Origin of the sequence: Pseudomonas sp. F8002, from assembly GCF_013385495.1 — a bacterium.
Taxonomy (GTDB): domain Bacteria; phylum Pseudomonadota; class Gammaproteobacteria; order Pseudomonadales; family Pseudomonadaceae; genus Aquipseudomonas.
Genome location: NZ_JACAPW010000023.1, coordinates 20,945 through 47,683 on the forward strand (window position 1 = coordinate 20,945; position 26,739 = coordinate 47,683).

Here is a 26,739-nt window from a genome sequence, read left to right on the forward strand (position 1 = left end):
CCAAGGTTGAAAAACCCCCGATAGGCCTACGGCGTATCGGGGGTTTTCTTTTGTCTAGAACAACACCGTCGCCGTACCCGACTGAGGCACACCGCCTCGCCCCCCCCACAACTCAACACGACCGTTGATCACAGCCATGGAGTGGCCGCCATACTCCACCGTCCCCACCTTGCTGTTCCTGAGGTCGGCATCAGTGGCCGGCCTATAGTGGCCCTTGAGGCCCAGGCGATCCAGGCCTTCGCGCGCATGTTCCCCATCATTGAGACTCTCCATCGCTTGAAAGAAATTCATTCCCGTCCTGCCATCGTTGCCTTCTTTCATTGCCCTTTTGGCACTCGCGGCGTACATGAAGTTGGCATCAGTCATCATGGCTGGATCATCGCCCTTGAACTGTGCGTATTTGGCCGCCTGCTCCAGTTCGTTTTTTGACACGAAGACATGGACTCCATCGCGCATGGTTACGTCGAAGCCATTACCATTCTCCTTCACTTCCTTGAAAACATCGGTGGGCTTCTGGCCGAAGTGCATCATGGCGGCTTTTATCGCTGAAACGGTGATGCAGTTGCCGTCGGGGCCCTGACTGAATCCGCTCCAGATATTGCCCGGCTGGCCTTTCTCCGTACTTGGCTTTTGCCTGGGATTGCTGTTGTCAGGCTTGTAGTCGAAATGCTTTGAACCTTCAGTAGGCGTCAGGTTGCTCATGCGCTCGCTGGGGCCAAAATCATTTCTGTTAGCCCCGCCGCCGCCTCCTCCGCCACCGCCACCGCCCCTTGGCGAAGGTGCCGGCGCAGGAGCTGGTGCAGGAGCCGGCGGTGCGTCATCCGAGCCCGGGAACAACGCCTTCATCAGTTTCCTGAGGAAATCGAGCCAGTCTCCGACGGCAGCCTCTTCAATCAGCTTCTTGAGTATCTCCTCGAGTTTCTTATCACCGATCTCCTCTCGTAAAGCATTGAGTTTGTCCCGCAAATCCCGAGCGACCGGGCTCCCGGGCGTTCTATCGGCGTCCTCCAGCTCACGGAGCAGTTTTTTGACCGAGGCCTCGTTAGCGGCATCGGTGTTTTTCGAATCGCCCGGCCGGTCCGGCCTCGCACTGTCCTTAACCGAAAAATACACGCGCCTGCTGGCGTCCCCTGCAGCCGAAACACTCGCCATATCTCGCCCCCACCCATTCACCTGATCTCTCTTGGTTGCTTGGGTGGCAAAGCTGACGTAGGGCGTTCCACCAGATCCATGTCATCTGGTGTCCAGCCGGGCCGATCTACAGGCAAAAAAAAGCCCCTCACGCGAGGGGCTTTTCGGTAAAGCGAGTTAAAGCGACAACATCAGGTCATCTGAATGATGGTCTGCATGATGGTGCTTTGGGTGGAAATGGTCTTGGCGTTCGCCTGATAGTTGCTCTGGGCCTTGATCAGGTCCACCAGCTCGTTGGTCAGGTTGACGTTGGAGTTCTCCAGGGAGTTGGCCACGATCGAACCCAGGGTACCGACTTGCGGGGTGTCAAAACCCGGCTGGCCCGACGCGAAGGTTTCTTTCCAGGTGGTGCCGCCGGCTGGCTGCAGGCCCTGCTCGTTGTTGAAGCTGGCCAGGGAAATCTGGCCGATGGCCTTGCTCTGCTGGTTGCTGAACGTGGCGAACAGTACGCCGCTGCCGTCGATTTTCAGCCCGGTGATTTGCCCGGTGGCGTAGCCATCGGTGGTCGGCGGGTTGCGGTAGGTGGCGGAGTTGTACTGGGTGATGTTCCCCATGTTGACGGCCACGCCGTCTGCGTTGGCGGCCGCACCGTTAGGCGTCCAGACACCATTGACCAGGCCGCCCGGCTTCCAGTCGGAAATGGTCAGGGTGGTATTGGAAGCGGTGGCTGGCGGGGTAACGATCCCGGTGAGCTTGCCGGAGGTGTCAAACGACAGCGTCGAGGCAACTGGCGCCTTCACGTCAGTACCGGTGCCGCTGATCGGCGAGCCGTCAGGGTTGCGCCCATCGATCAGGGTGTAGGACTTCCAGGTGTTGGAGTCGGTCTTCACCAGGTACTGCACCATCGGATGCGCGTTGCCCTGCGTATCGTACAGCGTGGTGGAATATTGAGTGGTGAAGCTGTCCGATTTGGTCGGATCAAACGGGTGCGCCGTCTGGTCGATCGCCGTCTCGGAGGAGTTCAGGTTACTGGTGGAATCCACCTTGCTCGAAGCCTTCGGTGGCAGGTACGACAGGTTGAGCTGCAGGTCGGTCAAGCCGCCCTTCTGGATGTTGCCATCGGCATCCGCTGCGTAGCCTTGCAGGCGCGAGGTGCCGGTGTTGTTGGTGATGTAGCCGTCCTTGTCGGCCCGGAACGCACCGTTGCGGGTGTATTCCAGCGAACCGTCGCTGCCCTTCTGCACGAAGAAGCCGCCGCCCTGGATCGCCATGTCGAGCGTGCCGCCGCTGTTGTTGACGTCACCCTGGGTGAACTGCTGGGACACGGCCGCCAGGTTCACGCCATTGCCGATGCTGTTCTGGCCGGTACCCAGCTTGGAAGCCGCGTAGATATCCGCGAATTCTGCACGGGACGACTTGAAGCCGGTGGTCGCGACGTTGGCGATGTTGTTGCCCGTCACGTCCAGTTGTTTGTTGGCCGCATAGAGGCCGCTTAGGCCGATGTTAAAAGACATTGTTCTCTCCTTTTGCCGTATTTAGCCGGCTCTATGTACCGATAGTCTGAATTTGCGACAGCTTGATACTGCCCAGGCCGCCCGCCAGGTTCAGCACCATTTCAGCGCCGTTCGTGCCCAGGGTTACGCTGGTCACCGTTGCCGGCAGCGAGGTGGCGAGGGCCACCGAGTCACCCTTGTCATTCTTGGTGGTGGCATTGAAGGTGTAGGTGCCGGGTGGCGCCGTCTCACCCGCATCGGTCTTGCCGTCCCAGACGAAGCTGGAGTTGCCGGCGCTCTGGGCGCCCATGTCGATGGTGCGAACGACGTTGCCGTCCTTGTCGGTGATCTTGACGGAGACGTTGCCCGTCGCCGCCGTCACCGCCACGGAACCGGTCATGCTCTTGCTGGTATCCACCATCGCCTTGTCGGTCTGGGTGATGACCGAACGCCCCACCAGCGACGAAGCCTGCAGCGCCTGGGAGGAGCTGAAGTTGCTGGAAATCGCATTCACCGAGTCATTCAGGTTGTTGATGCCTTCCAGACTGCTGAACTGCGCCAACTGTGCGACGAACGCGCCATTGTCCTGGGGCGACAGCGGGTTCTGGTTTTTCAGCTGGGTCACCAGCAATTGCAGGAACGCGTCCTTGCCCATCGCCTGGTTGCCCGTCGCCGACTTGGCGGCGTCACCGACGCTGGTGTTATCTGTCGCCGTCTTGACCTTGGAGTTAAAAAGGTCCTGGACTGCCGTGTTCGTCGAATTGTTATCAACAATGGCCATTATTTGGCGCCCCTTATCACTGACCCAGGGTCAGGACCTTCTGCATCATGGTTTTGGCGGTGTTCATCATTTCCGCGTTGGTCTGGAACGAGCGGCTGGCGGAAATCATGTCGGCCATTTCCTCGACCACGTTGACGTTGGGGTAGTACACGTACCCTTTTTCGTTCGCTGCAGGGTGATTCGGCTCGTAGCGGGCTTCGAGGTTGCTCTGGTCTTCGACCACACCGAGCACCTGCACGCCCTGGCCTGCGGCATCCTGGTTCTGGAACAGCGAATCGCCGCTGCCACTCTGGCCGCCCTGGCCGCCCTGGCCGCCCTGGAACATGGTGGCGAACACCGGGTGCCGGGCACGGTAGGTCTGGTCGATGCTCGAAGACACGGTCTCGGCGTTGGCGATGTTACTGGCGACGGTGTTGAGGCGCGTGGTCTGCGCACTCATGCCACTACCGGCAATATTGAAAACACTGGCGAGGGACATGGCTTATTCTCCACGCAGGGCTGACATCAGCCCTTTGAATTTGCTGTTGAGCAGGGTGAAGCTGGCCTGGAAGTTCACTGAGTTCTCGGCGTAGGCCGATTGCTCCAACTGGGCGTCCACGGTGTTCTGGTCGATCGACGGCTGCATCGGCGTGCGATACAGCAGCGACTCGTCACCATTGCCCAGGCCTTGCGCCTCGATATGACGGCTGTTGGTCATGTTCAGGGCGAAGGTGCCGTTCTTGGTCTTGTCTTGCTGGGCGGCGAGCACGGCAGAGAAGTCCAGGTCCCGAGCCTTGTAGTTCGGGGTGTCGGCGTTGGCGATGTTGTTGGCCAGGACTTCGGCACGCTGGGCGCGAAAGCCCAGTGCTTGTTCGTGGATACCGAGCGCTTTATCGAAGCTGATGCTCATGGCGGAAACCTTTAGGGGCTGACCTGCTTTTCGTAACAAGGATTTAGCAAGGGCCATGCCAAGTTGCTTGAGCCCCGTAAATCAAGGGTTTGCGAGGGAATTGCCGGCGGCAATGCCAGAAAAGCGGCAAAGGGTTTCCGCGAAACGCCAGTAAAGCGGCAATGAGGGCTTGCCGCTTTGCGGCCATAAAAAAAGGGAGGCCTGTGCAGGCCTCCCTTTTTGTTCAAGCACTCATCACTTGGCCTGGTAAATGATTCCAGGACTGCACTGCACCATCTGGTAATGATCCGGCAAACCGTTCAGCGCCTCGGAAGCCCCCAGGAACAGATAACCGCCACGCTTGAGGGTGCCGTGGATGCGCAACAGAATGTCTTTCTTCACCTCGGCCGAGAAGTAGATCAGCACGTTGCGGCAAAACACCATGTCGAACTTGCCCAGGCTGGCATAACTGTCCAGCAGGTTGAACGAACGAAACTCCACCCGGCTCTTGATCGGCGCCTTGACCGCCCAACGCCCTGCCCCCTTGGGGTCGAAGAAACGCTGCAAGCGCTCCTGGGACAACCCGCGCCCCAGCGCCAGGCTGTCGTACTCGCCGGTCTTGCAGTTGGTGAGCATGGTACCGGACAAGTCCGTGGCCACGATTTGCGCCCCGGCTTTCAACTGGCCCATGTTGGTCCGCTCGAACTCGTCGATGGACATCGAAATCGAATACGGTTCCTGTCCCGACGAACAGGCCGCCGACCAGATGCGCAGGCGCTGGCCGGGAGCGGCCTTGATCGCCTCGGGCAGCACCTTGTTCTTGAGCACTTCAAACGGATAGGTATCGCGAAACCACAATGTTTCGTTGGTGGTCATGGCGTCGACCACCATCTCCTTGAGCCCGCTGCGCGGCTGGCCCTGGATCCGTTGCACCAACTCCCCGAGGGACTTGATGCCTTGCTGCTCCATCAGTTTGTTGAGACGGCTGGATACCAGGTACTGCTTGTTTTCACCGAGCAATATGCCACAGGCCTTTTCCAGGAAGACCCGGAACTGTTCGAAATCCAAATTACCCGTAGACAATGATACCGCCTCTTAAATCGTGTGACCGCCAGGGAAAAGGCCCCTAGCCGTGATCTGCTGCCTTGATCCGGTCGACTACCCGGGATGCCAGGTCATCAGGGCGGAATTTGGCCAGGAAGTCATCGGCACCGACCTTCTTGACCATCGCCTGATTGAATACACCCGACAACGAAGTATGCAGGATGATATGTAGTTTTTGCATGCGTGGGTCGTTGCGTATCTCGGCCGTGAGGGTGTAGCCGTCCATTTCCGGCATCTCGATGTCGGAGATCATCATCAGGAATTCTTCTTCCGGCTTCTTGCCCTCATCCACCAGCTTGCGCAGGTAATCCAGGGCCTGGCGACCGTCATTGAGCGCGACCACTTCGACCCCAACGGTCTGCAGGCAACGGGACACCTGCTTGCGCGCAACCGAAGAGTCGTCCACCGTCAGCACCCGCAGCGAGATCGCCTTGTGCGCGGTTTCGGCGTCTACCACACCCACCGATATCGCCTCGGAGGTCGGGGCCACTTCGGCGAGGATTTTCTCCACGTCGATGATTTCCACCAACTGGTTGTCGACCCGCGTCACCGCCGTGAGGTAGTGATCGCGACCGGTGCCCTTGGGCGGCGGATGGATCTCTTCCCAGTTCATGTTGACGATGCGCTCCACCGAGCGCACCAGGAAACCCTGGGTCTTGGTGTTGTACTCGGTAATGATCACGAACGGGCTCTCGCGGTCCTGCAACCCCGCCGAACCGGTGGCCATTGCCAGGTCAAGAATCGGGATGGTCGCGCCACGAATGTTCGCCACACCGCAAACCACCGGGCTGGACTTGGGCATTATTGTCAGCTTGGGACACTGCAGCACTTCGCGAACCTTGAAGACATTAATCCCGTACAGCTGCTTGCCGTCCAGACGGAACAACAGCAACTCCAGGCGATTCTGCCCCACCAGCTGTGTGCGCTGGTTCACTGAATCCATTACACCGGCCATGCCCAGACTCCTACGCTAAAACTTAGGGGTACGACGCGTACCCAACACTAAACGGCACGAGCTTTGCTTTTTTATTGGCCATGGACATCAAAACGACAGTTTCCCGACGCCTCCGATCCCCACAGTACCGCAGATTGCTCTGCGTCTCGATGGCGTTGCTTGCCTTGGCTACGGGCCAGCCGGCCCGCGCCGATAACGTCACCTTGCCTGATCTGCTTATCGGCGTCACTCAAGGCTTTCTTGAGTTCACTGTAGAAGATTATCTGGCCACGACGCAGACACCGGGCCGCTACGAAATCCAGGTCAACCAGCTGGATCCGCGCCTGCGCATGCCCATGTGCGACAGAGAATTGACAGCTTCCCTGGAAAGCCCCGCCCAGCCCATCGGGCGCGTGACCGTGAAAGTGCGCTGCGAAGGCGCCTCGCCCTGGACGGTGTTCGTGCCCGCCCAGGTCAAACTGTTTCGCGAAGTGGTGGTGGTGACGCGCCCGCTGAAACGTACCGGAATCATTGGTTATGATGACGTCGCGATGCGTGAGCGCGACATCAGCATGATCACCCAGAGCTACCTCACGTCCCTTGACCAGGCACTCGGGCAGAAACTTACCCGACCAATGGTTGCTGACCAGGTGATTACCCTGGTCCATCTCGAGCAGGCCGAAGTCGTGCGCAAAGGTGACCAGGTGGTGATTTCCGCCAGCAGCGGTGGCCTGAATGTAAAAATGCCGGGGGAAGCCCTGTCCAACGGCGGCATGAGTGAACAGATTCGCGTCAAGAATCTGAATTCCAACCGCGTGATCAAGGCCCGGGTGACTGCGCCGGGGCAGGTTGAGGTGGCTTTATAGATCACTGGCATCGGACGCCAGCTTTTCCTACACTGTGCGCAAAGCGGCATCGCGCATAGGTTTATTGTCAATCGAGCCTAAAGTTTGTCCGGGTATGGCCGAAAACATGGCAAGCGTCCAAATACCCAGAGGTTTTTTTAACATGGTCATCGATTTCAGTCGTTTGAATAACGCCCTGCCAACGCCCGGTTCTTCGCGCACCAACGGTGCCAAAGACAGCGTTGAAGCCAAGTCCCAGCCTCTGCCTGCCAAGACAGAACAGGCCGGTGCAAGCCAAAGCGGGGAATCGGTACACCTGAGCAATGAGGCTCAACAGTTGCAGAAGGTCACTGACTCGCTGAGCGATCAGCCAGTTGTCAATAAAGCCCGTGTGGCCGAATTGAAACAGGCGATTGCCGATGGCAGCTATAAGGTCGACAGCAACCGTGTAGCCAGCAAACTGCTTAACTTCGAAGCCGAGCGCTAGGCAAAGGCCTGCGCCAGGCTTTTGGACGCTTAAACCCCAAGGCCAGCCATGCACGACGAAAACTTGCTACAACTGATCATTGAAGACCTGCCTCCCGCACAGCAGCTGCTGGAGCTCCTTCGAGAAGAATCACTGGCCCTGTACGGCCGGGACATGCGCATGCTGGAAGAAATCCTGGCGCGCAAGCAATCGCTGATCGTCCTGCTGGAACAGCACGGCAAGAAGCGCAGCCAGATTCTGATCAGCCTGGGCCTCACGGCCGACCACAAGGGCCTGGAACAACTCGCCAGCCACTCCACGGTGGGCGACCAGTTGCTGGCCCAGAGCAAAGAACTCAACCAGTTGCTGACCCTGTGCCAGGAAACCAACCTCCTCAACGGCCAGGCCATCCAGCTTCAGCAAGCCACGACCGCCAATCAGTTGCGTATCCTCCACGGCGGCGAGCCTCCGGCTCTCTACAACGCTCAAGGCTCCACCTCACGCCTGGCCAAGCCAAGCACCCGCAGCCAAGCCTGAAACCAGTTTGAGCGCGCCCTATCCAAGTCGCGCCACATACTGGCAAAATGACAGCACTTGCGTGTAGTCGTATTTTGTCTGGAGATGGAAGAACCGTGTTCAACACCCTTAACGCGGAAGATGCTCCGCAGCCCCCCAAGGTACTCACCACGCCGCTGGAAATCGCTGGCACCTTGCGGATGCTGCAAGAAAGCCATGATCCGCTGATCATCACCTTCCATGAACGCAACCAGCGGTTTCAAAGCTACCTGGTGGAAATCGACCGGGACAGCAAGACACTGGCCCTGGACGAAATGGTCCCGCGCGACGGCGAACGCTACCTCGAGAATGGCGAAGCTTTCCGGATCGAAGGTTTTCACGAGGGGGTGCGGGTAGCCTGGGAAAGCAACGGCACCCTGACCCTCGATGAAGCCGGCGGCCACCGCATTTACCGCGGCAGCATGCCTGGCGAGGTGATTTACCATCAGCGTCGCAACGCCTTCCGCGCGGCGCTGAAGCTGGCGCAACTGGTGAGCGTCGAACTGGGCGGCGACAAACTCAAGGCCCCCATCAGCGGCAAGTTGCTGGATATTTCCGCCACCGGCTGCAAATTGCGCTTCGAAGGGGATATTTCCGAGCGCCTGCAACTGGGTCAGGTCTACGACCGATTTATCGCCGCGCTACCCTTTGGCAGCATGACCACCTCGGTAGAACTGCGTTACCTGCACTTCGAAGAAAGGATCAACACCACCTTCGCCGGCCTACGTTTTCATAACATGAGCGGGCTGGTGCAGCGTCAGGTCGAGCGGTTTGTGTATCAACTGCAGCGTGAAGCGCGCCGGTTTGACAAGGACGACGACCTTTAAACAATAAAGGTCGCGACAAAAAAACGGGCAGTCCCTCAAGGGGGCTGCCCGTTTTTGCTTTCAGGGGCGCGCCCTGCTCAAGTCGTGGGGGTGATCATCCGGGTCCGGATGCTCTGGTGGCTCGGTGACAGGCTCCGGCTGATCCAGCTCGGGATCGACTTCCGGCTCGGGATCCACAACGGCGGTCTGCATCTGGTCCTGCACCACCTGTTCGTCCACTCGCGGATCGAGGCATGCTACCAGGGGCGAGCTGGACATGCTGTCGGGCATCGCCACGTGATGCAGGGGTGCGTCGTCCACCTGATGCAGGTTGGTGACCGCCTTGGGCCGGATGCGCCACACCAGGATCAATGCGCACACGCTGAAAAACGCATACAGCATATGGCTGCCGAACAGCTTCATCACCACACCGGCCAACAGCGGGCCGACACTGGCGCCGATGCCGTAGGTCACCAGCAACATCGCAGTGAGCGACACCCGGCGATCACCCTCGACGTGGTCGTTGGAAAAAGCCACAGCCAGCGGGTACAGGCAGAACTGCACCAGGGAACAGAGAAAGCCCGCGACGAACAGCACTTCCAGTGGTACCTGGGTCATGATCGCCAACGGCAACGCGGCCACCGCCAGGCACAAGGCGAAACAGCGAATCAACAGCGCGCGGTCATATCGATCGGACAGCCAGCCCAATGGCCACTGCACCAGCAGCCCGGCGAAAATGCAGCTACCCATGAACAGGCCGACCTGCTCGGTGGTCAGCCCTTGCTGAGACGCGTACAGCGGCGCCAAACCGTAGAACGAGCCGACGATCAGCCCGGCCCCCAACACCGTACTGAGGGACTGCGGCACCCGCTTGATAAAGAAGCGCGGCTCCATCGGCGCCGGATGCAGCGGCGCCGGGTGAATGCGGCGAGTCATGGCCACCGGCACCAGGCACAGCGCAAAACACAGCGCGACCAGCATCAGCAACTCAAGCCCCAACTGCGGGTGCATCACAAGGATCAACTGGCCCAGCACCAGGCCCAGGTACGAGGCGATCATATAGCCGCTGAACACCGCACCGCGTTGCTTGGCTTCAGCTTGTTCGTTAAGCCAGCTCTCGATGACCATGTACTGGCACATCATGCCCAGGCCGACAATCATCCGCAGCACAATCCAGGCTGGCAGCCAGTTGATCAGCCCGTGGCCCAACACCGCCGCGCCGACGATCCCGGCACAGGTGGCGTAGGCCCGGATATGCCCGACGCGGCCAATCAGGCGGTGACCGATCTTGCCCCCCAACACCAGGCCAAAATAGTTGGCGGCCATCAACGCACCGACCCACAGGCTGTCGACGTGATCTGCCGCCAGGCGCAAGGCCAGGTAAGTACTGAGCAGGCCAGAGCCGATCAGCATCATCAGGGAAGCAAAATAAAGGGCTCGAAAAGGTTTCCAGATCTGGCGCATCGGCGTTCCGAGCGGCTCCTTGCTGTGGGTGTCAGGACTACCGGAATGATAGTCCCGGGTCGTCGGGTCCGGACAGCCAAAACACGCGGTTGCCGGGGAATATTTTGCTCATGCCAATTGGCTACGTGTCAGACGCTCGCCAGTCACCCGCGAGGTACAGGATGCAGACGAATACTTGCGCCGCCCCGCTCTTGCCTCCCGTGTGAACCTCAAACGCGGGCAAGGTTCGGTTGGTGTTTGAAAAGACTGCCACACTCAAACGCCCGGCCACAAAAAAGCCCCGCCAGATAAATCTGATCGGGGCTTGCGGACGTCGAGGCCGCTTGGGCAGCAACGGTGAAGTGGTGTCCCAGGGCCGGTTCGAACGGCCAACCTTCCCCTTAGGAGGGGGATGCTCTATCCAATTGAGCTACTGGGACTAATGACAGCCAACCGGCGATGGGCACGGCGACGGACGGCGTGCATGTTAACGGCGCAGGTGAATTTTGTCATGTCGTCCGTTGGCTTTTTGAGTGTAGGCCCATGCCAGTGACAGCCGGTGGTATTGCGCTCAACGATTACGGACGGTTCGGACCATCGTGCAAAATGCACTCCCCCAAAATGCCATCATTGCAAATTGCAACAGCATGGCAATCTGGACACTATATAAATGTTTGATTTTAAAGGATTTATTTTCAATTAAAGACTGGCACGACACCTGCAATCCTTTATCCTACAAATACAGTCCGGCCCAGCCATCTGCGGAGAACATGCACATGAACAGCGCACTTCTACTAGCCCTCAATACCGTTGCACTGGCTGCGCTGGTGATGTTCCATTTTCAGTCCACCACTTCCGACGACGCCGCACAGGTCAGCCAGGCGATTCCCCACCACCTGCAGCAGCGTCCGCAACTGGCTGTCATGAAGCCGAACATGCAATCCCCACTGCAACTGACCCAGGGCACTCAAGCTGCTCCTGCCACTGAACACTGGGTTTTCTGAACCGCTTACCGGAGCATTCCATGAACAAGTCCGCCTGGCTGTTTCTGACCCTGGCACTGGCCGCCGCCGGCCTCGGCCTGAACGTATTGTCGCAAGACGTACAGACAGTCTCCTTCGTCGCCGCCGGCGTGTTTGGCAGTCTGTGGGTATTGGCAGTCTTCATTGGTCGCCGCATCAAATTCGATCCCGTACTGCGCTGAATCCCCCCGCTCGTCGCCCTCGCTAAAATCGCTCCCACGCCTCGGCTTGTCCGTCCGGACAGCCGACCATATGTCGCTCCGCATTCGTAAATTGGCAATTTGCCACTAATCTTAAAGTTAAGGGCAAAAGGCCATATTGCTATAGGATGTGCGCCCGAAAAGCCTTTTGCGCCCAGGGTCTGCGGGCTCAACACTCATTTGGGTGCGTCCGCGGAAAGTTTTCCAACCAGTCCGCAAATTTTGAAATGAGTACTGGCATAAAGCCGGTAGCCGGTTCAATATTTGTCACAGAATTGACGCCAAGGAACTGGCAAATCTGAGGCATGATGCGGCCTCTTTGCAATTCAGGTTGAACATTTGGCAGCAAACCTTGTCCTAACATGCATCTTGCGGCCAATTCCAAAAACCGCTCCCCTGAACTAACCGGTTAAATATATGCGCCCATTGAAACAGGCAATTTATTCCAGCCGTACGGCTGACAAGTTCGTCGTACGTCTGCCAGACGGAATGCGGGAACGCATTGCCGAGGTGGCTCGCAATCATCACCGCAGCATGAACTCCGAAATCATCGCACGCCTGGAACAAAGCCTGATTCAGGAAGGTGCGCTGGGCGACGAGCTGAGCATGCGCCTGGACAGCCCCGAGCTGTCACTGCACGAACGCGAACTGCTGCAGCGTTTTCGTCAGCTCTCCCACCGCCAGCAAAATGCTCTCGTCTCGCTGATCGCCCACGACGTTGAGGCAGCTGCAGAAGCCAACTGATTGGCAACTGAAAGCTGAAAGCCAGCCATGCGCTGGCTTTTTTTTGCCCGGGATTTGGTCAGGAAAGGATCAAGGGGCAAATGCCCCCGATCCATGGAAGGGATCAAAGCAGGAAGATGGTTGCCAGGCCCAGGAAGATGAAGAAGCCGCCACTGTCGGTCATGGCCGTGATCATCACACTGGCGCCCATCGCCGGGTCTCGTCCAAGGCGCACCAGGGTCATTGGAATCAGAACCCCCATCAACGCTGCCAGCAGCAGGTTAAGCGTCATGGCCGCCGTCATGACCACGCCGAGCGACCAGCTGCCATACAGCAGGTACGCCACGATACCGATGACACCGCCCCACACCAGGCCGTTGATCAGCGCGACCGCAAGCTCCTTGCGCATCAAACGCTTGCCATGCCCGGTCCCCACCTGATCCAGCGCCATGGCGCGGACGATCATGGTAATGGTCTGGTTACCCGAGTTACCGCCAATACCCGCCACAATCGGCATCAGTGCAGCCAGGGCCACGAGCTTCTCGATGGAGCCTTCAAACAGGCCGATCACCCGTGAAGCAATAAACGCGGTAATCAAATTCACCGCCAGCCAGGCCCAGCGGTTACGCAGGGACTTCCAGACCGACGCAAAAATATCCTCTTCTTCCCGCAGACCGGCCATGTTGAGGACTTCGCTTTCGCTCTCCTCACGAATCAGGTCGACCATTTCATCGATGGTCAGACGGCCGATCAGCTTGCCGTTCTTGTCGACCACCGGGGCCGAGATCAAGTCATAACGCTCAAACGCCTGGGCCGCGTCGTAAGCGTCTTCGTCCGGATGGAAACTCACCGGGTCACTGGCCATGACGTCCGCGACTTTTTTGTCCGGATCATTGACCAGCAGGCGCTTGATCGGCAGTACGCCCTTGAGGATCCCTTCGTAGTCGACCACGAACAGCTTGTCGGTGTGGCCTGGCAGCTCTTTCAACCGGCGCAGGTAGCGCAGAACCACTTCCAGGCTGACGTCTTCGCGGATGGTGACCATCTCGAAGTCCATCAACGCACCGACCTGCTCCTCGTCATAGGACAACGCCGAGCGCACACGCTCGCGCTGCTGGCCATCGAGGGTTTCCATCAGCTCATGGACGACGTCACGCGGCAGCTCGGAAGCCAGGTCAGCGAGTTCGTCGGCATCCATGTCCTTGGCGGCCGCCAGGAGCTCGTGATCGTCCATGTCGGCGATCAGGGTTTCACGGACCGAGTCGGATACTTCGAGGAGGATGTCGCCGTCGCGGTCAGCCTTGACCAACTGCCAAAGGGTCAGGCGGTCATTCAGCGGCAAGGCTTCGAGGATGTAGGCAACGTCGGCGGAGTGCAGGTCATCGAGCTTGCGTTGCAACTCGACAAGGTTTTGCCGGTGGACCAGGTTCTCGACCCGGTCATTGTTCGCGCCTTCCTGGCGATGCGTCAGGTCTTCGACCACGCGCTGGCGCTGCAGCAGCTCGACGACTTGAGCCAGGCGATCCTGCAGGCTTTCTTGTGTTTTCTTTACTTCAACTTCGGTCATAGGCGAACTCCACTCCCAGCAGCGGGGCACGCCGGAAGGATCAATCAGTCAATTCATGATTGGTAAAACGGGGTACTGAGTAACTACTGGGTAAGTCCATGGAGGTGTTCCACAAGCCCCGGCGGGGCTGACGGGCGCAATGATACACTGGGCGGCCGCGTTTAACGTCAAAAAACTGGAAAGAACAAGCGCTTGCGACACAAAGCTGAGCATTGGCCACACATATGAACTGCGACGACGCAGCTTGAGAGGAAAACACATGGGCGGGAGAAAAAGGCGCCCCGGGAAATAAAAACCCCAGACGGCAAAAAGCCCGCACTAGGCGGGCTTTTTGTTGTTTGGTGCACTCGACAGGATTCGAACCTGTGACCGCTCGGTTCGTAGCCGAGTACTCTATCCAGCTGAGCTACGAGTGCAGATTGTGTTTTTAGACCAGATCACAACTGGTTGAAGCCAAGTTACCTGCATTGCTGCAACTAACTCTTAAATGGTGCACTCGACAGGATTCGAACCTGTGACCGCTCGGTTCGTAGCCGAGTACTCTATCCAGCTGAGCTACGAGTGCATTTGTTGCCGCGCATTATAGGCCGTTCAATCTCTATGTAAAGCTATTTTTTCGTTTAGTTTCAACAACTTAGCGAAAAAACCAGATTGCAACGTACTAAGCAAATAATGGCGGAGAACGGGGGATTCGAACCCCCGACACCCTTTTGAGGTGTACTCCCTTAGCAGGGGAGCGCCTTCGGCCACTCGGCCAGCTCTCCGCAACACGGGGCGTATATTAACCAGCTTCATCCCCGTTTGCAAACATAAAAAACGATAAAAATTAATGGCTTGGTTCTTCGTCCTTCTCTTTCTTGATCCGCAGGTAGATTTCCTCGCGGTGGACAGCCACCTCTTTCGGAGCGTTAACCCCGATACGCACTTGATTGCCTTTGACGCCGAGCACGGTCACGGTGATTTCGCCATCACCAATAATCAGGCTTTCTGCGCATCGACGAGTCAGAATCAGCATACCTTTCTCCTCACGCATTTCATTTCGGGAACAACAGTCTGCAAAAAAAAGGCATTCGACCTACAACCAAATGGCCATAGCCCTACACGCCTAAGTATTGTCGAGCGCAGGTAAAAGAACAGGTCTTAACCACACACCCGGCAAAAAAATGAAAGGCGCGGATAACCGCGCCTTCCCGGCAACGCATCACTCGCCCTGTCGGGCCGGAGCGTCCAGCTCAAAAGCGGTATGCAGTGCGCGTACAGCCAGTTCCAGGTACTTCTCTTCGATCACCACCGACACCTTGATTTCCGATGTGGAGATCATCTGGATGTTGATGCTTTCCTTGGCCAGGGCTTCGAACATGCGGCTGGCAACGCCCGCATGGGAACGCATGCCCACGCCCACGATCGACACCTTGGCAATCTTCGTATCGCCGACCACTTCACGGGCGCCGATTTCCTTCGCAGTGTTCTGCAGGATCCGCTCCGCCGCATCGTACTCGTTGCGGTGCACGGTGAAGGTGAAATCGGTGGTGTTATCGTGCGAGACGTTCTGCACGATCATGTCGACTTCGATGTTCGCGCCACTGATAGGGCCCAGGATCTTGAAAGCCACGCCCGGGGTGTCTGGCACGCCACGGATAGTCAGCTTGGCTTCATCACGGTTGAAAGCGATACCGGAAATGATCGGCTGTTCCATGGATTCCTCTTCATCAATAGTAATGAGGGTGCCCGGACCCTCCTTGAAGCTGTGCAGTACGCGCAGCGGAACGTTGTATTTGCCGGCGAACTCAACGGCACGGATCTGCAACACCTTGGAACCGAGGCTGGCCATTTCCAGCATCTCTTCGAAGGTGATCTTGTCCAGGCGCTGGGCCACGGACACGACCCGCGGGTCAGTGGTGTAGACGCCATCCACATCGGTGTAGATCTGGCATTCGTCAGCCTTCAGGGCTGCCGCCAGGGCCACGCCAGTGGTGTCGGAACCGCCACGACCGAGGGTGGTGATGTTGCCGTGCTCGTCGACGCCCTGGAAACCGGCGACAACTACCACACGACCGGCTTTCAGGTCAGCGCGAATCTTCTGGTCATCAATCTGCAGGATGCGGGCTTTAGTGTGCGCGCTATCCGTAAGAATGCGGACCTGGTTGCCAGTGTAGGACACCGCCGGCACACCACGCTTGTTCAGCGCCATGGCCAGCAATGCGATGGTCACCTGCTCACCGGTGGAAATGATCACGTCCAGTTCACGGGGAACCGGTTGCTGATCGCCACTGATTTGCTTGGCCAGATCGATCAGGCGATTGGTCTCGCCGCTCATGGCCGACAGCACCACCACCAGGTCATCGCCGGCATCGCGGAATTTCTTAACCTTGTCGGCGACCTGCTCGATTCTTTCGACAGAGCCGACCGAGGTGCCTCCAAATTTCTGTACGATCAAAGCCATTTCTAAGCCGCCTCAGCCCGTAAAGGGGCGCCTGTTATTCAATCAACCAGCACTGACTGAGCCCGCGACTAGACCACGGGCTCATTAACAGCGCCTTAAATACCTGCCTCGACAAACGGCACGGTCAGGGCCAGGGCCGCGTCCAGGGCGCCGGCGTCAACACCACCGCCTTGCGCCATGTCCGGACGACCACCGCCCTTCCCGCCCACTGCCGCGGCGGCTTGCTTCATCAAATCACCGGCCTTGAGTTGGCCAGTCAGGTCCTTGGTTACACCGGCAACCAGAACGACCTTTTCCTCATGGACACTGCCGAGCAGGATCACTGCGCGGCCGAGCTTGTTCTTCAACTGATCGACCAAGGCCAACAGCGCCTTGCCGTCCTGACCGTCCAGGCGTACGGCCAGCACTTTCACACCCTTGACGTCCAGGGCAGAAGCCGACAGATCGTCGCCCGCCGCGCTGGCCGCCTTGGCCTGCAACTGCTCCAGCTGTTTCTCCAGCTGACGGTTGCGCTCCAGTACGCCGGAGAGCTTGTCGATCAGGTTGTCGCGGCTGCCCTTGACCAGGCCGGCCGCTTCCTTGAGTTGTTCTTCTGCCGCATTGAGGTAGGCCAGGGCCGCAGCACCGGTGATCGCTTCAATACGACGTACGCCGGAAGCCACGCCGCCTTCGCTGATGATTTTCAGCAGGCCGATGTCGCCGGTACGGCTGGCGTGAATACCACCACACAGCTCCACCGAGAAGCTGCCGCCCATGCTCAATACGCGCACTTCGTCGCCGTACTTCTCGCCAAACAGCGCCATGGCGCCTTTTTGCTTGGCGGTCTCGATATCGGTTTCTTCGGTTTCCACCGGGGTGTTCTTGCGAATCTCGGCGTTGACGATGTCTTCCAGGGCCTTCAACTGCTCAGGCTTGATCGCCTCGAAATGACTGAAGTCAAAACGCAGGCGCTGGCTATCGACCAACGAACCCTTCTGTTGCACATGCTCACCCAGCACCTGACGCAACGCAGCGTGCAGCAAGTGAGTGGCAGAATGGTTCAAGGCAGTTGCATGCCGTACGTCGGCATCTACCTGAGTGTCCACCGGCGCTCCGACGGTCAGGTTGCCCAGCACCAGCACGCCGTGATGCAGGAACGCACCGCCGGTCTTGGTGGTGTCGCGCACTTCAAAACGACCGGAGGTGGAGCTCAGGAAACCACAGTCGCCAACCTGGCCACCGGATTCAGCGTAGAACGGGGTCTGGTCGAGGACCACAACGCCCTCGTCACCTTCGTTCAGCACGTCAACCGACTTGCCGTCCTTATAGATAGCCACGATCTTGGCCGAGCCAACGGTGGCTTCGTAACCAATGAACGAAGTCGCCACATCAACCTTTACCAGAGTGTTGTAGTCCAGGCCAAAGGAGCTGGCGGAACGGGCACGGACGCGCTGGGCTTCCATCTCACGCTCAAACCCGGCTTCGTCGATGGTCAGCTCGCGTTCGCGGGCGATGTCGGCGGTCAGGTCCATCGGGAAACCGTAGGTGTCGTACAGCTTGAACACGACGTCGCCCGGCACCACGGTGCCCTTGAGCTCGGCCAGGTCCTGCTCGAGGATCTTCAGGCCGTGCTCCAGGGTCTTGGAGAACTGCTCTTCTTCAGCCTTGAGCACGCGCTCGATGTTGGCTTGCTGCTGCTTGAGTTCCGGGAAGGCATCGCCCATCTCGGCAACCAGCGCGGCAACGATCTTGTAGAAGAAGCTGCCGGTGGCGCCCAGCTTGTTACCGTGACGGCAGGCGCGACGGATGATGCGGCGCAGCACATAGCCACGGCCTTCGTTCGACGGCAGCACGCCATCGGCGATCAGGAAGCCGCAGGAACGGATGTGATCCGACACCACCTTGAGCGACGACTGGTTGTCGTTGGCACAGCCAATGGCCGCGGCCGAAGCGCTCAGCAGGTTGGTGAACAGGTCGATCTCGTAGTTGGAGTGAACGTGCTGCATCACCGCACTGATCCGCTCCAGGCCCATGCCGGTGTCCACCGACGGCGCTGGCAACGGATGCAACACGCCATCGGCGGTGCGGTTGAACTGCATGAACACGTTGTTCCAGATCTCGATGTAGCGGTCGCCGTCTTCTTCCGGCGAGCCCGGTGGGCCGCCCCAGATGTCGGCGCCGTGATCGTAGAAAATCTCGGTGCACGGGCCGCACGGGCCGGTATCGCCCATGGTCCAGAAGTTGTCGGACGCGTAAGGCGCGCCCTTGTTGTCGCCGATGCGAATCATGCGCTCGACCGGCACCCCGATTTGCTGGGTCCAGATGTCGTAGGCTTCGTCATCGGTGGCGTAGACGGTCACCCAGAGTTTTTCCTTCGGCAGCTTCAGCACGCCGGTCAGAAAGGTCCAGGCAAAGGTGATCGCGTCTTTCTTGAAATAGTCGCCGAAGCTGAAGTTACCCAGCATCTCGAAGAATGTGTGGTGGCGGGCGGTGTAGCCCACGTTTTCCAGGTCGCTGTTCTTGCCGCCGGCGCGTACGCACTTCTGGCTGCTGGTGGCGCGGGTGTAGGCGCGCTTTTCCTGGCCCAGGAAGCAGTCCTTGAACTGGTTCATCCCCGCGTTGGTGAACAGCAGGGTTGGGTCATTGCCTGGGATCAAGGAGCTGGAGGCGACACGGGTGTGACCTTGCTCTTCGAAGAAGCGAAGGAAGGCTTCACGGATTTCTGCGCTTTTCATTAGGTTCTTCCACGGAGGCTGCGGCCAAAGGCCAGTGCTAAACGTCATCAGACGGAGCGACGGCAAAGGGCCGCATTATATCGGCCCTTTGCCCGTGGTACAGCGTGTTTATGTGATAGAAACAGTCAATTAGACGGTCTGCACTGTCATTTCCGGGAAAACTCGACAAATGTCGCGAGCACTTGCTCGATCTGCGCCCGGCTGACGTCCAGGTGCGTGACCATGCGCAGGCGCGGCGCCGCGCTCAACTTGATCCCGCGTTCGGCAGCAAACGCCTTCAAGGCCTGGGCTCGATCACCGATGTCGACGTAGACCATATTGGTCTGCACCGGCTCCACCGTATAACCCGCCTTGCGCAGTTCATCCCCCAGCCATTGGGCATTGGCGTGGTCGTCGGCCAGGCGCTGCACCTGGTGATCAAGGGCGTACAGCCCCGCCGCCGCCAGCGAACCGGCCTGGCGCATGCCGCCACCGACCATCTTGCGCAAACGACGGGCCTTGGCGATCAACGCGGTGGAGCCGCACAGCACCGAGCCGATCGGCGCGCCCAGGCCCTTGGACAGGCACACCGACACCGAATCGAAGTGCTGGGCAATTTCCCGCGCATCCACACCCAGCTTGACCGCCGCGTTGTAGAGCCGCGCGCCGTCCAAGTGCAAGGCCAGGCCGTGTTCCCGGGTAAAGGCTCGCGCGGCCGCCAGGTATTGCAGCGGCAGGACCTTGCCCTGCATGGTGTTTTCCAGCGCCAACAAGCGGGTACGGGCGAAGTGGAAGTCGTCCGGCTTGATCGCGGCCAGCACGTGCTCCAGGTTCAGGGAACCGTCGGCCTGCACTTCCAGGGGTTGTGGCTGGATCGAGCCGAGAACCGCCGCGCCGCCGCCTTCGTATTTGTAGGTGTGGGCCTGCTGACCGACGATGTATTCCTCGCCACGCTCACAGTGCGCCATCAACGCCAGCAGGTTGCTCATGGTGCCGGTGGGCACGAACAACGCGGCGGCAAAACCCAGGCGCTTGGCCAGTTCGGCTTCCAGGCGATTGACGCTCGGGTCCTCGCCGTAGACGTCGTCGCCGCTGGCGGCAGTGGCCATCGCCTCGAGCATGCCTGGGGTCGGTTGGGTCACTGTGTCGCTGCGCAGGTCAATCACGTTCATCAAACTAGCCTCTAGCGGATTGGAGCGTTTCTTGTGTTGACGATTACTGCGGGCAAACCCGCGGAATATCAAGCCCCGTGCTTGCACAATCGAATACCAACCAAACAAACCGATATAGGTTATCGATAAACCAACCGTGCAGTTTCTGAAAAACCATGATAAAAACTCTCCGCCGCCAGGGTTCTGGCGGCAACGTTCTCAGGGCGGGGTGTAATTCCCCACCGGCGGTAATTGCACGCAATGTGCATAGCCCGCGAGCGCTTGGCGCCTCGAACTGCCTCGGCAGGACGGCGACAAGGTCAGCAGACCCGGTGTGATCCCGGGGCCGACGGTCATAGTCCGGATGAAGAGAGAACGGGATTGGCACCTAAGGGCCGCGCTGACGTCATGTTCACATGAGCCAGCTGTGCGTACCCTTAAATCCCATTCGATTCATAACGCCCTGTTTTTTTCTTAAACAGGAGTCAGAACATGCAACCCACCGCAATCGACAGCAAAAGCAAAAACCATCACGGCGAGCGCGTCGCGTTTATCCAGGCCTGCTGGCACAAGGATATTGTCGACCAATCCCGTAAAGGTTTCCTCGCCGAAATGATCGCCCAGGGCTACCAGGAATCGGACATCGATTTTTTCGAAGTCGGCGGCGCCTTTGAAATGCCCCTGCACGCCAAGCTGCTGGCCAAGTCCGGCCGTTATGCCGGTATCGTCGCGGCCGCCCTGGTGGTGGACGGCGGGATCTACCGTCACGAGTTCGTGGCCCAGTCCGTGGTCAGCGGCCTGATGCAGGTCCAGCTGGAAACCGAAGTGCCGGTGTTCTCGGTATCCCTGACCCCGCACCACTTCCACGCGGGCAGCGAGCACCATACGTTCTTCTATGAGCACTTCGTGCACAAGGGCCAGGAAGCGGCACGCACCTGCGCCGACACCCTGCACAAGGTTCGCGCACTGCGTCGCAATGAGCCACGGGCTCTCGCGGTTTAAGCAACACCACAAAGCCCAGTCTCAGAGCTGGGCTTGTGTGGGAGCTGGCTTGCCTGCGATAGCATCGCCTCGGTGTATCTGGCAGACCGAGTTGATCCTATCGCAGGCAAGCCAGCTCCCACATTTGACCGAGTCGGTCTCGGGGTTCAGGCCAGGCCGGCATCCGTAGTCGGCACAATCAATATCCCCGCTCGCAAGCCATTCTTGACCTTCGGGTTCGGGAAGATGATGCGCGCGCCCTCCTCCTCGATCACCCAGCGGGTCTTGGCAATGTCCTCGGCCAGCAGATAACCCTTCTCCAACTCCGAAAAGTTTTCCACGTCCGCCGGCAAATGCAGGACGAAGGTATCGCTGTGCTTGATGACTTCCCGGGAGACGCTGAACAGCTGCAGGCCATCCAGGCTCTCGGTGGCCGGCTCGTTACCCTCGATGATCTGCGTGAGGCGGGTTTCCAGGCGCGATACGTCCACGCCCTGGTTCTGCCCGAACGGCCGGGCCTTGCCCAACTCCAGGGTGAAGGACTCGGCCTCCAGCTGCTCATAGGTAAACGCCGTGAAGGTGATCGACGTCTTGTTCTGCAACAGCACCGCCTCCAGGCCAGCGGCTCGCAGGCGCGCCAGTTCACGACGTGAATGCTGGCGACCGTCCTTCCACGGGTACAGTGCGAACTGCTCGATCTTCGAGCCACGGATGGCGGTGTGCAGGTCGTAGTGCAAACGGCTACGCCCAGGCACGCTGAAGAAGGTGCGGGCCAACTGTTCAAGCTCGGCGGCGCGCATGGCTTCAGGGCCGATGTTTTGTTCATGACGGCCGTTGAACAGCCGGTTGACGTCCAGTTCGAGGTAACGCTCGCCGCGGCGCATGGCCTCGGGGTTGCCGAACAGGAACAGGATACGGGTACGGGGCTTGATCTCCCCACGGGCGATGCCCTGCAGCAAGCGGTCGGCCAATTCGATCGGCGCGGTTTCGTTGCCATGGATGCCGGACGACAGCAGCACGTCGCTGCCGTTGTCCCGCGCCTCAGGAGGCCGCACTTCCAGCGCGCCCTCACTGAGCCAGCGCAGTTGCACGCCGTCGACAGTCAGTTGAATTTTTTGCGCCGGTTCGCGACCGGCGAGGGTCAGTTCAAGCAGTTTGCCGAGGGCGAGCATACGCAGCTTCCTTAGTGGTTGCAGCCAGGACCGTGGACGTGATCGTCGTCATCACCTTCAACGTCGGCCGGTTCCATTTCCAGTTGCAGGCTCATCAGGTTGGTGGCCAATGGGCGCATCAGCAGGTTGGCGTATTCCGCGTCGCCTTCTTCCACGTCCACGCCGATCAGCAGTTGGCCACGGCCGTCGTGCTGGATCCAGATCTCCTTGCCCTGCCACACCACGGCGACGCGGGTGCAGGAGGTTTCCAGCTGGGTGCCGTCGGTGTCTTCAAGGATCAGTTTCAGGGTGTCGGTGGTCATAAATAGTTCTCAGCCGTGCGGCGTTAATTAATCTGGAAAGGATAAACCGAGCCCAGTTTAAGGATTTGCGTCAGTTCATCCAGTGCCGTCCGGCACTCAAGCAGCAATTGCGGGTCAGCCAGGTCGGTTTCCCGCAGGCTGTCGCGGTAGTGCTTGTCGACCCATTGGGTCAGCGTGTCGTACAACGGCGCCGTCATGATAACCCCTGGGTTGACCGCCGCCAGTTCGGTTTCATTCAAGGCTACACGCAAGCGCAGGCACGCCGGGCCACCGCCGTTCTGCATGCTTTGCTTGAGGTCGAAGACTTTGACTTCGCGGATCAGCCCGCCGGAGGACGTCAGGCCTTGCAGGTACTGCCAGACACGCTCGTTGGCGCGGCATTCTTCCGGCACGATCAGCAGCATCGAACCGTCGGCGCGGGTCAGCAGCTGGCTGTTGAACAGGTAGGAACGCACCGCGTCTTCAACCCCCACCTGGGCCCGTGGCACGCAGATCGACTGGAAATTGCCGCCGAGCTTGCCGAGCTTGCCCTGCAATTCGCCGAGCATCTGATCGGTATTGAGGAACGCGTCCTCGTGATAGAACAGCACCTCGCCATTGCCCACCGCGATCACATCGTTGTGGAACACACCGGCATCGATCACCGCCGGGTTCTGCTGCGCGTAAACCACACCGTCGTCCCGCAGGCCATGCAGACGTGCGACCGCCTGGGAGGCTTCGAGGGTCTGGCGCGCCGGGTACTTTTGCGGCGCGGGGTAGCGGGTGTCGAACGCGCTGCGGCCGAACACGAAAAACTCTACGCCCGCCTCGCCATAGTCCCGGCAGAAACGCGTGTGGTTGGCCGCGCCTTCGTCACCGAACTGCGCCACGGCCGGCAGCGCGGCGTGGTGGGCGAAGTGTTTGCTATCGGCAAACATCGCCCCCAGCACGCGGCTGGTGGTCGGGTGTTCGATGCTGCGGTGGTATTTGCAGTTGAGGTTGGCGGCGGTGAAATGCACGCGGCCGTCAAAGGTGTCGGCGCTCGGGCTGACGGTGGCGGCATTGGCCACCCACATGCTCGACGCCGAGCAACTGGCAACCAGCAGCGGCATGGCTTGCTTGGCGGCCTGCTGGATGACTTGTGCGTCGGTGCCGGCAAAACCGAGGTTGCGCAAGGCGGCCACATCCGGACGTTCCTGGGGCGCCAGCACACCTTGCACAAAGCCCATTTCCATCAGGGCCTTCATCTTCGCCAAGCCTTGCAGCGCAGCTTCCTTCGGGTTGGAGGACTGCTGGCTGTTGCTTTGGGACGCGACGTTGCCGTAGGACAAGCCGCCGTAGTTATGGGTCGGCCCCACTAGACCGTCAAAATTGACTTCACAGGATTTCATCGGCGAGGCTCCACGAACATCTGTATTTTTATAGGCATCAAGTGCAGATCTGTATCTGTTAACCCGATCAAGTGTGGGAGCTGGCTTGCCTGCGATGCGGGCAACTCGGTCATGCAGATACACCGAGGTGATGCCTTCGCAGGCAAGCCAGCTCCCACATTAGATCAGTGTCACTTTCACTTAAGCGTTACGCCTGGGGTCAGCGACGCAGGCAACACCAGGCTCGGGGTCTCAAGGGAGGCCACCGGGTACGCGCAATAGTCCGCCGCGTAATAGGCGCTGGCGCGATGGTTGCCCGAAGCCCCTACCCCGCCAAATGGCGCGCTGCTCGCAGCACCCGTCAGCTGTTTGTTCCAGTTGACGATCCCGGCGCGGCTTTCCAGCCAGAACTGCTGGTAACGCGCCTCGGAATCCGACAGCAACCCGGCCGCCAAGCCGTATTGAGTGTTGTTGGCCTCGGCAATCGCCGCCTCGAAATCAGCGTAGCGGATCACTTGCAGCAGTGGGCCGAACAGCTCTTCGTCAGCGCGTTCCGTAACCTCGGTCACATCGATAATCCCCGGCGTCAGCAACGCAGCCTGGGCCTGGGGTTGAGTCATTTCCAACAGCGCCACGGCGCCATTGGCCAACAGCAATTCCTGGGCATCCATCAACGCCTTGGCAGCACCGAGGGAAATCACCGAGCCCATGAACGGCGCCGGCGTTTGGTCAAATGCGCCGACTTCGATGGTCGAGCTCACCGCCACCAGGCGTGCGAGCAACGCATCGCCCCAGGCGCCTTCCGGCACCAGCAGGCGACGGGCACAGGTGCAACGCTGGCCAGCGGAGATAAACGCCGACTGGATAATGGTGTACACGGCCGCATCCACATCGGCCACTTCGTCCACCACCAGCGGGTTGTTGCCGCCCATTTCCAGCGCGAGGATCTTGTCCGGGCGCCCGGCGAATTGCTGGTGCAGATGGTTGCCGGTGCGGCTGGAGCCGGTGAAGAACAGACCGTCGATGCCCGGATTCGCCGCCAGGGCGATCCCGGTTTCCCGTGCGCCTTGCAGCAGGTTCAACACGCCCGCCGGCAGGCCGGCGTCGATCCAGCATTGCACGGTCAGCTCGGCGACCTTCGGGGTCAGCTCACTCGGTTTGAACAGCACGGTGTTACCCGCCAGCAAGGCCGGCACGATATGCCCGTTAGGCAAGTGACCCGGGAAGTTGTAGGGGCCAAACACCGCCACTACACCGTGGGGCTTGTGGCGCAACACGGCAGTGGCGTCGCCCAAGGGGCCGCTCTTCTCGCCGGTACGCTCGCGGTAGCTTTGCACCGAGATCGCGACCTTGTTGACCATGCTGGTGACTTCAGTCGCCGATTCCCACAGAGGCTTGCCGGTTTCCTCACCGATGCAGCGGGCGAGTTCGTCAGCACGACTCTTCAAATTGGCGGCGAAGGCTTCCAGCACGCTCAGGCGCTCTTCCAAGGAACGCTTGGCCCAGGCCGGAAACGCCTGGCGTGCGGCCTGGACGGCGGACTCGACCTGCTCGGCGGTGGCGCCATTACCCGACCACACCACCTGCTGGGTCACCGGGTTCAGCGACTCAAACACTTCACCCTGGCCAGCCAGCCATTCACCTGCGATGTATAGCGAATTCATTATTTCGACTCCCGGGCAGCGGACAACGGTACGGCACGCACTTGATCACCGGCGATCAGTTGCAGGCGCTTGGCGGTCTGTTGATCGACCACCAGGGTGCCCGCAGCCAACCGCGCCGGCGCGGCGGTGATGCGGCAATCTTCACGTTTGCGGTTATGGATCAGGAACGGCGTGGCGTCGTCGCCCGGCGTACCAATCGCCAGCACCAGCGCCTCGCTGTCGCGCACGGCGCGGATCTTGGTGGTTTCACACTCCACCGCCGGGCCCGCGTCGAAGATGTCGACGTAGCCCTGGTAGCTGAAACCTTCGCTCTTAAGCATGCTCAGGGCCGGCTCGGTGTCGGTGTGGACCTTGCCGATCACGTTGCGCGCGTCCTCAGACAGGAAGCAGGTGTACAGCGGAAACTTCGGCATCAGCTCGGCGATAAACGCCTTGTTGCCCACGCCGGTGAGGTAGTCGGCCTGGCTGAATTCCATCTTGAAGAAGTGCCGGCCCAGGCTTTCCCAGAACGGCGAGCGCCCGGCTTCGTCGGACATGCCGCGCATCTCGGCGATGATCTTGTTGCCGAACAGCTGCGGGAATTCCGCGATAAACAGCATGCGCGCCTTGGCCAGCATGCGGCCGTTAAGGCCATTGCGGTAATCGGCGTGCAGGAACAACGAGCACAGCTCGGAGTTGCCGGTCAGGTCGTTGGCCAGAAACAGCGTCGGGATTTCACGGTAGATGTTCAGCTCCTGGGAGGCGCTGACCGTCAGGCCGACCCGGAAGTTGTACCAGGGCTCGCGCAGGCCGACGGCACCGGCGATGGCGGAAATTCCCACCACGCGGCCTTCGTCGTTTTCCAGCACGAACAGGTAGTCCGCATCACCGCGCCCGGCTTCGCCGCGAAAGGTCTTTTCAGCCCAGCCGACCCGATGGGTCAGGCGCTCTTCGTTGGCCGGCAAGGTGGTGAGGCCGGTGCCGGTGCTGCGCGCCAGATCAATCAGGGCCGGTAAATCGCTGCTGCGTACGGGACGAACGATCATGCTATCTCCTCAAACGGGCCG

Annotated in this window: 26 protein-coding genes, 4 tRNA genes and 1 riboswitch; of the genes, 8 read left to right on the forward strand and 22 right to left on the reverse strand. The window is 59.7% G+C overall.

What is annotated here, in order from left to right; translation table 11 throughout:
* Positions 1-54: 54 nt before the first annotated feature.
* The 7 genes from HX811_RS17470 to HX811_RS17500 all read right to left on the reverse strand — a co-directional run bounded on the left by HX811_RS17470 (position 55) and on the right by HX811_RS17500 (position 6,332).
* On the reverse strand, positions 55-1,152 hold the full coding sequence (locus HX811_RS17470) for a hypothetical protein (protein ID WP_177046718.1): 1,098 nt from the start codon (positions 1,150-1,152) through the stop codon (positions 55-57).
* A 170-nt stretch (positions 1,153-1,322) separates the two neighbouring features.
* Complete coding sequence (flgE, locus tag HX811_RS17475) at positions 1,323-2,645, reverse strand: flagellar hook protein FlgE (RefSeq protein ID WP_003214240.1); 1,323 nt, start codon at positions 2,643-2,645, stop codon at positions 1,323-1,325.
* 31 nt (positions 2,646-2,676) lie between these two features.
* Positions 2,677-3,405: a flagellar hook assembly protein FlgD gene (gene flgD, locus HX811_RS17480; RefSeq protein WP_177046720.1), complete on the reverse strand. Its 729-nt coding sequence runs from the start codon at positions 3,403-3,405 to the stop codon at positions 2,677-2,679.
* Between the two features lie 16 nt (positions 3,406-3,421).
* Positions 3,422-3,883, reverse strand: coding sequence for a flagellar basal body rod protein FlgC (gene flgC / locus HX811_RS17485; RefSeq protein ID WP_177046722.1), 462 nt, complete (start codon positions 3,881-3,883; stop codon positions 3,422-3,424).
* A 3-nt stretch (positions 3,884-3,886) separates the two neighbouring features.
* Positions 3,887-4,294: a flagellar basal body rod protein FlgB gene (gene flgB / locus HX811_RS17490; protein WP_003214246.1), complete on the reverse strand. Its 408-nt coding sequence runs from the start codon at positions 4,292-4,294 to the stop codon at positions 3,887-3,889.
* 234 nt (positions 4,295-4,528) lie between these two features.
* Positions 4,529-5,356 (reverse strand): protein-glutamate O-methyltransferase CheR, encoded by an 828-nt coding sequence (cheR, locus tag HX811_RS17495; protein WP_177008427.1) that lies wholly within the window; start codon positions 5,354-5,356, stop codon positions 4,529-4,531.
* A 43-nt stretch (positions 5,357-5,399) separates the two neighbouring features.
* A complete protein-coding gene (locus tag HX811_RS17500; protein WP_003214250.1) occupies positions 5,400-6,332 on the reverse strand; it encodes a chemotaxis protein CheV in 933 nt (310 codons plus the stop codon).
* Positions 6,333-6,412: 80 nt separating this feature from the next.
* On the opposite strand from HX811_RS17500, the gene flgA reads away from it, so the two are divergent.
* The 4 genes from flgA (at position 6,413) to HX811_RS17520 (ending at position 9,004) form a co-directional block, all read left to right on the forward strand.
* Positions 6,413-7,177, forward strand: coding sequence for a flagellar basal body P-ring formation chaperone FlgA (gene flgA, locus HX811_RS17505; RefSeq protein WP_032899382.1), 765 nt, complete (start codon positions 6,413-6,415; stop codon positions 7,175-7,177).
* Positions 7,178-7,319: 142 nt separating this feature from the next.
* On the forward strand, positions 7,320-7,643 hold the full coding sequence (gene flgM / locus HX811_RS17510) for a flagellar biosynthesis anti-sigma factor FlgM (protein ID WP_003214254.1): 324 nt from the start codon (positions 7,320-7,322) through the stop codon (positions 7,641-7,643).
* A 48-nt stretch (positions 7,644-7,691) separates the two neighbouring features.
* On the forward strand, positions 7,692-8,159 hold the full coding sequence (gene flgN / locus HX811_RS17515) for a flagellar protein FlgN (protein ID WP_003214256.1): 468 nt from the start codon (positions 7,692-7,694) through the stop codon (positions 8,157-8,159).
* A gap of 95 nt (positions 8,160-8,254) precedes the next feature.
* Complete coding sequence (locus HX811_RS17520; protein ID WP_003214258.1) at positions 8,255-9,004, forward strand: flagellar brake protein; 750 nt, start codon at positions 8,255-8,257, stop codon at positions 9,002-9,004.
* 60 nt (positions 9,005-9,064) lie between these two features.
* Here HX811_RS17520 and HX811_RS17525 read toward each other — a convergent pair whose 3' ends face one another.
* Positions 9,065-10,447: an MFS transporter gene (locus HX811_RS17525; protein ID WP_003214260.1), complete on the reverse strand. Its 1,383-nt coding sequence runs from the start codon at positions 10,445-10,447 to the stop codon at positions 9,065-9,067.
* A 342-nt stretch (positions 10,448-10,789) separates the two neighbouring features.
* Positions 10,790-10,866 (reverse strand) — tRNA-Arg (locus HX811_RS17530).
* A 336-nt stretch (positions 10,867-11,202) separates the two neighbouring features.
* Here HX811_RS17530 and HX811_RS17535 point away from each other — a divergent pair.
* The 3 genes from HX811_RS17535 to HX811_RS17545 all read left to right on the forward strand — a co-directional run bounded on the left by HX811_RS17535 (position 11,203) and on the right by HX811_RS17545 (position 12,392).
* A complete protein-coding gene (locus HX811_RS17535; RefSeq protein ID WP_003214261.1) occupies positions 11,203-11,430 on the forward strand; it encodes a hypothetical protein in 228 nt (75 codons plus the stop codon).
* A 20-nt stretch (positions 11,431-11,450) separates the two neighbouring features.
* Positions 11,451-11,630 (forward strand): PA3371 family protein, encoded by a 180-nt coding sequence (locus HX811_RS17540; protein ID WP_003214263.1) that lies wholly within the window; start codon positions 11,451-11,453, stop codon positions 11,628-11,630.
* A 435-nt stretch (positions 11,631-12,065) separates the two neighbouring features.
* Positions 12,066-12,392, forward strand: a complete 327-nt coding sequence (locus tag HX811_RS17545) for an Arc family DNA-binding protein (protein WP_003175643.1) — start codon at positions 12,066-12,068, stop codon at positions 12,390-12,392.
* 103 nt (positions 12,393-12,495) lie between these two features.
* Here the strand turns inward: HX811_RS17545 and mgtE are convergent, their stop codons facing one another.
* The 8 genes from mgtE to ltaE all read right to left on the reverse strand — a co-directional run bounded on the left by mgtE (position 12,496) and on the right by ltaE (position 20,246).
* Positions 12,496-13,938: a magnesium transporter gene (mgtE, locus tag HX811_RS17550; protein ID WP_003214265.1), complete on the reverse strand. Its 1,443-nt coding sequence runs from the start codon at positions 13,936-13,938 to the stop codon at positions 12,496-12,498.
* A gap of 339 nt (positions 13,939-14,277) precedes the next feature.
* Positions 14,278-14,354: transfer RNA gene (locus tag HX811_RS17555), tRNA-Arg, on the reverse strand.
* A 72-nt stretch (positions 14,355-14,426) separates the two neighbouring features.
* Positions 14,427-14,503 (reverse strand) — tRNA-Arg (locus HX811_RS17560).
* A gap of 108 nt (positions 14,504-14,611) precedes the next feature.
* A tRNA-Ser gene (locus HX811_RS17565) sits at positions 14,612-14,702 on the reverse strand.
* A gap of 62 nt (positions 14,703-14,764) precedes the next feature.
* Positions 14,765-14,953, reverse strand: a complete 189-nt coding sequence (gene csrA / locus HX811_RS17570) for a carbon storage regulator CsrA (protein WP_002554426.1) — start codon at positions 14,951-14,953, stop codon at positions 14,765-14,767.
* A gap of 186 nt (positions 14,954-15,139) precedes the next feature.
* Complete coding sequence (locus tag HX811_RS17575) at positions 15,140-16,381, reverse strand: aspartate kinase (protein WP_003214308.1); 1,242 nt, start codon at positions 16,379-16,381, stop codon at positions 15,140-15,142.
* Positions 16,382-16,476: 95 nt separating this feature from the next.
* The gene (gene alaS, locus HX811_RS17580; protein WP_063027864.1) at positions 16,477-19,095 is read right to left on the reverse strand and encodes an alanine--tRNA ligase; all 2,619 of its coding nucleotides are present in this window, start codon (positions 19,093-19,095) and stop codon (positions 16,477-16,479) included.
* 146 nt (positions 19,096-19,241) lie between these two features.
* The gene (gene ltaE / locus HX811_RS17585) at positions 19,242-20,246 is read right to left on the reverse strand and encodes a low-specificity L-threonine aldolase (protein WP_003214311.1); all 1,005 of its coding nucleotides are present in this window, start codon (positions 20,244-20,246) and stop codon (positions 19,242-19,244) included.
* Between the two features lie 190 nt (positions 20,247-20,436).
* A riboswitch (FMN riboswitch) is annotated at positions 20,437-20,606 on the forward strand.
* Between the two features lie 111 nt (positions 20,607-20,717).
* Between ltaE and HX811_RS17590 the strand changes: the two genes are divergently transcribed.
* Complete coding sequence (locus tag HX811_RS17590) at positions 20,718-21,227, forward strand: 6,7-dimethyl-8-ribityllumazine synthase (RefSeq protein ID WP_003214313.1); 510 nt, start codon at positions 20,718-20,720, stop codon at positions 21,225-21,227.
* 146 nt (positions 21,228-21,373) lie between these two features.
* On the opposite strand, the gene astE is transcribed toward HX811_RS17590, so the two are convergent.
* The 5 genes from astE to astA form a co-directional block, all read right to left on the reverse strand.
* Positions 21,374-22,378: a succinylglutamate desuccinylase gene (gene astE / locus HX811_RS17595; RefSeq protein WP_003214315.1), complete on the reverse strand. Its 1,005-nt coding sequence runs from the start codon at positions 22,376-22,378 to the stop codon at positions 21,374-21,376.
* An 11-nt stretch (positions 22,379-22,389) separates the two neighbouring features.
* Positions 22,390-22,680 carry a hypothetical protein gene (locus tag HX811_RS17600; RefSeq protein ID WP_003214319.1) on the reverse strand — a complete coding sequence of 97 codons (291 nt, stop codon included), beginning with the start codon at positions 22,678-22,680 and terminating at the stop codon, positions 22,390-22,392.
* 23 nt (positions 22,681-22,703) lie between these two features.
* Positions 22,704-24,050 carry an N-succinylarginine dihydrolase gene (gene astB / locus HX811_RS17605; RefSeq protein WP_087694275.1) on the reverse strand — a complete coding sequence of 449 codons (1,347 nt, stop codon included), beginning with the start codon at positions 24,048-24,050 and terminating at the stop codon, positions 22,704-22,706.
* Between the two features lie 176 nt (positions 24,051-24,226).
* Positions 24,227-25,696 carry a succinylglutamate-semialdehyde dehydrogenase gene (astD, locus tag HX811_RS17610; RefSeq protein ID WP_177046765.1) on the reverse strand — a complete coding sequence of 490 codons (1,470 nt, stop codon included), beginning with the start codon at positions 25,694-25,696 and terminating at the stop codon, positions 24,227-24,229.
* A complete protein-coding gene (astA, locus tag HX811_RS17615) occupies positions 25,693-26,718 on the reverse strand; it encodes an arginine N-succinyltransferase (RefSeq protein ID WP_003214325.1) in 1,026 nt (341 codons plus the stop codon). Before astA ends, astD begins: the two co-directional genes overlap by 4 nt.
* Positions 26,719-26,739: the final 21 nt, after the last annotated feature.